This is a genomic window from Pseudoalteromonas sp. MMG012 (genome assembly GCF_018100875.1).
Lineage (GTDB): Bacteria > Pseudomonadota > Gammaproteobacteria > Enterobacterales > Alteromonadaceae > Pseudoalteromonas > Pseudoalteromonas aurantia.
This window is the reverse complement of sequence record NZ_JAGJEF010000036.1, coordinates 40,045-47,750: the sequence shown is the minus strand read 5'-3', so window position 1 is coordinate 47,750 and position 7,706 is coordinate 40,045. Positions and strand designations below refer to the sequence as shown.

The following is a 7,706-nucleotide window of genomic DNA, read 5'->3' as shown; positions in this document are numbered from 1 at the left end:
TTAATGCGCCAAAGTGCCCTGTCCATAATTACCAACGTGACGGTGCGTTCGCAGGGGTCTGCCCATTTTCTGATCCCACAAACAGCGGTAATAACAGCGTCAACTTCTACCCCAACGACAGAATTGATGCTGGCGCCCCGAGCCCTGATCCGACAGTCGCAGAACCACCAATGCCATTAGCAAAAAATGCATGGGTCAAACCACATGACCAAGATCACGAAGATTACTATACGCAGGCGGGTGATTTATTTCGCTTAATGAGCCCCGTACAGCGACGAGAACTAGCGGACAACATTGCGGGAGGGTTAAGCTTGGCTAATGAAGATATTCAGCAACGAATGCTTACACAGTTTGCCAAAGCTGATGAACAATATATGCTTGCCGTTAAGACCGCTTTAGCAGCTCAGGATTAATTTTTAATTGTAACCAAAGTGGCTTTCGCCAGCTTTTATTTGCGACAAAACCGACATAATGTCGGCTTTGTCGCAAATAAATAAAAAATTGATCACGCTTGTCGCGCTTCAATCATCAGACGTTTCATGTCTCTTATGGCTTTTTCAAGCCCATCAACCGAGGCTCTAGCAATGATGGCATGACCTATATTAAGTTCATATATTTCTGGCATTTGGGCTATCGGTTTAACATTATGATAGTGTAAACCATGTCCGGCATTGACAATAATACCTTGCTTATCTGCATATTGAACACCCTGACGAATTCGTTCTAGTTCAATTTGTTGCTCAGCATCTGTTTCAGCATCAGCGTACGCGCCTGTATGGATCTCTACATACGGCGCACCTGTTTGTTTCGCTGCATCAATTTGTGCATTATCCGCATCAATGAACAAAGACACTTTAATACCAGCCTTTGCAAGCTGTCCTACTGCACTTGTGATTCTTTCGACGTTACTCACTACATCTAAACCACCTTCCGTTGTTAGCTCTTCCCGTTTTTCTGGTACTAAGCAGACATAAGCCGGCTTTACTTCCAATGCAATATCAATCATTTCATCAGTGACCGCGATTTCAAGATTCATACGAGTTTGGATGGTTTGCGCCATAACATAAACATCTCGGTCTTGAATATGACGACGGTCTTCACGCAAATGAATCGTGATCCCATCCGCACCAGCGTGCTCGGCAACAGAAGCCGCATGAGCTGGATCAGGGTAACGGGTACCACGCGCTTGGCGTAATGTCGCAATGTGGTCAACATTAACACCTAATAAAATATCTCTCATTGTTCTACCTTGATATAAAAAGTTCTCGGCTTTTTAAGGCTTTATGTCCTAAAAGCGGTTTTAATAAATATCGGCTCAAGTGTTTTGCTGGCTGGCGTACTGCTTGCTTAGCAAAATCATGTTCCGCCATAGCCAATAGCACAGCACCTGAAAAACCCAGTTGAGGCTGATCAGTGCGAATGAACCCAAGCTCGGCAACATATTGATACGAGTAATTCGCACTCACAGGTTCACCATGTGCATCATAATCAAATTCTAAACCAAACCCTAACATACTCAGCAATTGAAATTCATAACTTCGTAAAATAGGCTCAATATCATCACACTTAGCCAACAATGTTAAGTGGGTTTGATACAATTCAAAAACTTGCTCTAATGGTTCATTGCACGGTATTGCACGATAGGTCAGTTCATTTAAATAAAAGCCACAATACAATAGTTTACCCGATAACTGCAAAGGTTCTGAGGCCAGTTCAAACTTATTAAGGTACTTTAGATCATATCGCCCGGCATATTGACAAAGGAGTAACCCGAAGGGTTGTAGGTGGGCATTATGCTTCAATGATTGCTTACCCTTGATACGAGCAAGCATAGTGAGGTGACCAATGCCTTCAACAAGCATATTGAGCATCAATTGAGAGTCACTATAGGGACGTCGATGCAATAAATACGCTTGCCGAAAGTCGCTATGCAATCATTCTTCTCCGTAACCTAAACTACGCAGAGCACGCTCATCATCAGCCCAGCCAGACTTCACTTTAACCCAAAGCTCTAAAAAGACTTTGTTATCAAGCATATCTTCCAGATCTTTGCGCGCTTCACGGCCAATAACTTTAAGCTTTTCGCCTTTGTTACCTATCACCATACGCTTTTGGGTTTCACGTTCAACTAAGATCAACGCATTAATTTGCCACACGCCATTGTCTTGCCATTTAAACTGTTCAATTTCAACAGTCACTGAGTAAGGTAACTCATCTCCCATAAAGCGCATCAGCTTTTCACGCACAATTTCAGCTGACAAGAAACGCATTGAGCGGTCGGTTACATAATCCTCAGGAAAGTAAAACTCAGATTCAGGTAAACGCTTACGCACTTCTTCTTTTACCATATCAATGTTTTTGCCTTGTTTCGCAGAAACAGGGATAATACCGGCGAAGTTCCCCTGCTCACTCAACCATTGCATATGCGGTAAAACAAGTTCATGATCTTTTACTTGGTCAACTTTGTTCATTACCACTAAAACAGGCCGACCACTGCCCATGACTTTGGTTAAGACCATCTCATCATCAGCATTCCAAAGCGTACCTTCTAGAACAAAGATAATTAGCTCAACGTCACCGATAGAACTTGATGCTGCACGGTTCATTAAACGGTTTATAGCACGCTTCTCTTCAATATGAAGCCCTGGTGTATCAACATAGACAGCTTGATAATTGTCTTCTGTGTGAATACCCATTATACGGTGGCGAGTGGTTTGTGGCTTACGTGATGTAATACTCACTTTTTGCTCAACAATTTGATTCAAGAGTGTTGATTTGCCAACATTTGGGCGACCAACGATGGCTATCATGCCACAGTGCGTATTAGGCGTCATTTTTTATGATCTTCAATGCTTTTTCGGCAGCTTTTTGCTCCGCCTTTCGACGTGAGCTACCGATTGAAATAATACTATCCATTCCTTCAACAATACATTCTACCGTGAATGTTTGATTATGTGCTTGACCTTTTGTATCGATAACCGTATAGCCTGGCAACGGAAGTTTGCGTGCCTGCAAATATTCTTGCAATAAAGTTTTTGGATCTTTTTGGTTATGGCCTGGAGAGATGGCATCTAACCGAGACTGATACCAATGCAAGATAAGGTCACTGCATTTATTAATATCTGAATCTAAAAATACAGCGCCTATAATTGCTTCAACTGCATCGGCAAGTGTTGATTCACGACGAAACCCTCCACTTTTTAATTCCCCAGGACCTAACCTTAAGTAATCCCCTAAGTTAAATTCCACACCAAATTCAGCCAAGGTTTGACCTCGAACCAAAGTTGAACGCATCCGACTTAAATCGCCTTCACGCGCTTTTGGGAATTGCTCATATAGGGCATTAGCGATAACGAAACTTAAAATTGAGTCGCCCAAAAACTCTAAGCGCTCATTGTGCTGGCCTTTATGACTTCGGTGCGTCATAGCTTGCTCAAGCAATGCTTCGTTATTAAATTGATATCCTATCTTACTGTATAATTCTGCTACGTTTCTTTTCATTGCTACTGAATATTACCTAGGCGTTCAAAACGAACACCAGTTGGAACCCAGCCTGGTAATAGGCTATCTGGGCCATTATCAAATTCAAAACTCATCCAAATAAATACGGCTTTACCGACTAAGTTTGCCTTAGGTACAAAGCCCCACATACGGCTGTCTTGACTATTATTGCGATTGTCACCCATTGCAAAGTAGCTGTCTTCAGGTACTACCCATTCATCTTTTCGGGTGCCCTGCTGCTGGTAATAACGTTCAGTTAATTCCAATGCTTGTGGGTTAATGAGTATATCATGCTGTACACCTGGTAAATCTTCTGTCAAACGTACCAGTTGCATTGAGCCTTGCTTATATTCATCACGATTTACAATGTCTAACTTAATCTTATTATACTCGCCACACACCAAATTGCCTTGTTGAGTTTGCCCCTCTTGACACTTTGGCTGAATGTATAACTGTCGATTACGATAAACGATACGATCCCCTGGTAAACCAATTATACGTTTGATGAAATCAATACGCTCGTCCAGAGGAAACTTAAACACCGTTACATCCCCCCGCTCTGGCTCGCCTACTTCAACAAGTTGAGAACGCCAAACTGGATCTTTAATACCATACGCAAACTTTTGTACTAGAATAAAGTCACCATCTAGTAGCGTTGGCATCATTGACCCTGATGGGATCTGAAATGGTTCAAAAATAAACGACCGGAAAATTGTGATGGCGGCAATCATTGGGAAAATCGACTTTGCCCCTTCAACAATTGCAGGTTCAGGTGCTATCTCAGCGATTACATCATCTTCTAAAAGTGTGCCACTGCTCCCTTGTGCAAGCGCGATACGCTCTTTTCTTTTCGGTGCATATAATAAGTGGTCCAACAACCAAATAAGGCCTGAACCTAGCGTAATTAACACCAATAATACTGAAAAATAGCCAGCCATCTAAAAATTCCTGTTATTTGCCTACTTTTAATATGGCTAAAAATGCATCTTGAGGCACTTCTACATTACCTAACTGTTTCATGCGTTTTTTACCATCTTTTTGTTTTTGAAGTAACTTCTTCTTACGACTCACGTCACCACCGTAACATTTTGCAATTACATTCTTACGTAACTGTTTCACGGTTGTTCTTGCTATAACATGAGCACCAATTGCCGCCTGAATTGCTATATCAAACATTTGCCGTGGGATCAGTTCTTTAAGTGCCTCGGCAAGTTGGCGGCCTCTTGATTGCGCGCCATCGCGATGGACAATAATAGCCAACGCATCAACTCTATCACCGTTAATAAGTATATCTACTCTTACCATGTCTGATACTTGGAAGCGTTTAAAGTTATAATCTAGTGAAGCAAAACCGCGGCTGGTTGATTTCAACTTATCAAAGAAGTCCATCACCACTTCAGCCATAGGCAACTCATAAGTTACTGCAACTTGTTTTCCGTGGTATGCCATCTTTGTTTGCGAACCACGCTTTTCTACACACAGTGTAATAACATTACCTAAGTACTCTTGCGGTACTAGGATATTTGCTTCAACCATTGGTTCACGCATTTCAATAATGTCGTTCACTGCAGGTAAGTCAGACGGGTTATCAATTTGAATAGTACCATCCTTTGTTACTATTTCATAAATTACTGTTGGCGCAGACGTGATTAGATCCATATCATATTCACGCTCTAGTCGTTCTTGGATGATTTCCATATGGAGCATGCCAAGGAAACCGACTCGAAAACCAAAACCCAGTGCTGTTGAACTTTCAGGTTCAAAGAATAACGATGCGTCATTCAGACTTAATTTATTTAAGGCGTCACGGAATGCTTCATAATCATCTGAAGCTATTGGGAACATACCCGCATAAACCTGAGGCTTAACTCGCTGGAAACCGGGTAAACGCTCAACCGCTGAATTTTGCGATAATGTAATCGTGTCACCCACAGGCGCACCATGAATGTCTTTAATACCCGCAATAACAAAGCCCACTTCACCTGTTTTTAAAATACCGGTATTCGTTTGCTTTGGTGTAAAAATACCAACATGATCCGCAATATGCGTTTGATCCGTCGACATTATTTTTATTTTATCGCCTTTACGCAATTCACCGTGTTTAATACGTACCAATGATACAACCCCTTGATACGGGTCAAACCAAGAGTCGATAATTAATGCTTGTAACGGCGCTTCCGGATCACCTTCCGGTGGCGGTACATCTCGTACAATGTTTTCCAGTACATCATCAATACCGATGCCTGTTTTAGCGCTACATTGCACCGCATCTAATGCGTCGATACCAACAATGTCTTCAATTTCCTCAGCAACACGTAAAGGATCTGCTTGCGGTAAATCAATTTTATTCAGAATTGGAATGACTTCCAAATCCATTTCGATGGCGGTGTAACAGTTTGCCAACGTTTGTGCTTCGACCCCCTGCCCAGCATCAACTACAAGTAAAGCACCTTCACAAGCAGCTAAAGAACGAGACACTTCATAAGTAAAATCTACGTGTCCTGGTGTGTCGATAAAATTCAACATGTAAGTTTCACCATCTTTCGCGGTGTAATTTAACGTTACACTCTGCGCTTTAATGGTAATGCCGCGCTCACGTTCGATGTCCATCGAATCCAGCACTTGCTGTTGCATTTCACGGTCAGTAAGGCCACCGCAGACATGGATCAAACGGTCTGAAAGCGTTGATTTGCCGTGGTCGATGTGGGCGATGATAGAAAAGTTACGGATATGCTTCATATACTGGATTCTAAACTTCTGTAAGTCATGGTTTATAATAAAGCCGAGATTTTACCTTTTATTTGCCGCAATCACCATCTATTTGCGTCAGAGGAATACTAATTGGATAAACTTTCACCAATCGAACTTCATGCTTCAAGCGTTTAACTTGCTGTTTAGCAATTAAAAAGCCTAAAAACCCACCTATCACAGCACAAAATATTTGCCAAGGTTCAGGTAAGCTAAAACCGACTGCGCTGATAAACAAAGCAAAAAATGCCCCCAACAATGGAAACATATATACAAAAAAAGCATTGCGCACAATATGTCTATCATCTAATGACAGACGTATCTGTTGACCGACTTCTACGACATGTTCAAGTTCAATTGGAAAGGTTTTGCTGTGAGTACCAAACAGTTTACTAAATATTTGAGAGCCACATTTACCATTGCAGCCGGCACAAGCTGGCTTTTGCTCAGCTTGTAAATATGCGGTAGTGCCATCAACTGACACCACCTGTAGAGTCTGTTCAATCATAAAGGTCGTTGTACCGACTCTGCAATGCTCTTTGCTGTCAACGCAGGGATATTACCTACAACTGATACATCAAAAGCACCTGAGTTATGCACATATACTGTGGTCGCGCCTGAAGAGAGCGCACCACTAGCGCGTTGTCCTGGTAATGGCCGCTGCACAAACACCGAAATATCAACTAAACCATCAGAGTATAAGTAGTAATCGGCCAATTCGTTATTTAAATCCAATTTATGTCTGTCTGATTTAAGTAACTTAAACCCCTGAGGTAACCATCCAATTACCCAATTGCTCGTTGTGCTACCTTGCTCATTGACAGTTTGCATTGGTAATGGTGCTGGAAATTCTTTCTGTTGTAGCTCAAGAAGTTGAGATGATGGCTCAGGAGTGACACTTATGTGAGTTAATAACAACTGCTCTAAAAGGTCACCTTGTTGGTTTACATAAGCCGCTTTCAAAAGTAATGACGATTGTGTGTCAATCCATAACCAATAATTATATTTACTCTCATCTTTTGACTCTATTCGTACCAACTGTGAAGGCCTGCCAGCAACTCGTCCTTTACCGCCCAGCACAAAATCATAATTTTCTAGTAAAGAAGAAATATCTTTAAATAAAACTTCCGGAATAGGCCCCGCGATTGAGTCTGTACTTATCGAGTACGGAGGCGACTGGGGTTCAAAGTAAGTTACACGGTCATTCACTCTTACCATTTCTAAGCCAGCACCATTCAGTAAGCTTAATAGTTCAAGTTCTGTATCACCTTGTTTTGCGTGTATCCAACGATAAGGTTCCATCCCCTTCCCCTTAGAAACAACGAATGATGCGTTAAAGTTCCTAGTATGAACAGCTTTTGCCATATTGTGTAAAAGCTGCTCTGCTGTCGTTACATCATTAGCGTTTGCAATAAATGTAAAAAATAAACCTAAAATACAGCCAATTAATCTCATTT

9 protein-coding genes are annotated in these 7,706 nt (G+C 41.7%); 1 reads left to right on the top strand and 8 read right to left on the bottom strand.

Annotated elements, in window-relative coordinates; genetic code table 11:
- The coding region (locus J8L97_RS13150; protein WP_282098528.1) for a catalase-related domain-containing protein at positions 1-413 on the top strand (413 nt) is incomplete at its 5' end.
- 92 nt (positions 414-505) lie between these two features.
- On the opposite strand, the gene pdxJ is transcribed toward J8L97_RS13150, so the two are convergent.
- From pdxJ to J8L97_RS13110, 8 genes are read right to left on the bottom strand one after another with little or no spacing between them, the layout of a single operon-like run.
- Positions 506-1,240 (bottom strand): pyridoxine 5'-phosphate synthase, encoded by a 735-nt coding sequence (gene pdxJ, locus J8L97_RS13145; RefSeq protein WP_211050288.1) that lies wholly within the window; start codon positions 1,238-1,240, stop codon positions 506-508.
- 4 nt (positions 1,241-1,244) lie between these two features.
- Positions 1,245-1,934, bottom strand: coding sequence for a DNA repair protein RecO (gene recO / locus J8L97_RS13140; RefSeq protein ID WP_211050286.1), 690 nt, complete (start codon positions 1,932-1,934; stop codon positions 1,245-1,247).
- Positions 1,935-2,834, bottom strand: a complete 900-nt coding sequence (gene era, locus J8L97_RS13135; RefSeq protein WP_192508066.1) for a GTPase Era — start codon at positions 2,832-2,834, stop codon at positions 1,935-1,937.
- On the bottom strand, positions 2,824-3,501 hold the full coding sequence (gene rnc, locus J8L97_RS13130; protein ID WP_192508067.1) for a ribonuclease III: 678 nt from the start codon (positions 3,499-3,501) through the stop codon (positions 2,824-2,826). The genes era and rnc overlap by 11 nt, the downstream gene beginning before the upstream one ends.
- Positions 3,502-3,503: 2 nt before the next feature.
- Entirely contained in the window at positions 3,504-4,439 is a 936-nt protein-coding gene (lepB, locus tag J8L97_RS13125; protein WP_211050284.1) for a signal peptidase I, read from the bottom strand.
- Positions 4,440-4,452: 13 nt separating this feature from the next.
- On the bottom strand, positions 4,453-6,240 hold the full coding sequence (gene lepA / locus J8L97_RS13120; protein WP_192508069.1) for a translation elongation factor 4: 1,788 nt from the start codon (positions 6,238-6,240) through the stop codon (positions 4,453-4,455).
- A 58-nt stretch (positions 6,241-6,298) separates the two neighbouring features.
- On the bottom strand, positions 6,299-6,757 hold the full coding sequence (locus J8L97_RS13115) for a SoxR reducing system RseC family protein (RefSeq protein WP_211050282.1): 459 nt from the start codon (positions 6,755-6,757) through the stop codon (positions 6,299-6,301).
- Positions 6,754-7,704 carry a MucB/RseB C-terminal domain-containing protein gene (locus tag J8L97_RS13110; RefSeq protein ID WP_192508071.1) on the bottom strand — a complete coding sequence of 317 codons (951 nt, stop codon included), beginning with the start codon at positions 7,702-7,704 and terminating at the stop codon, positions 6,754-6,756. Before J8L97_RS13110 ends, J8L97_RS13115 begins: the two co-directional genes overlap by 4 nt.
- Between the last annotated feature and the right edge of the window lie 2 nt (positions 7,705-7,706).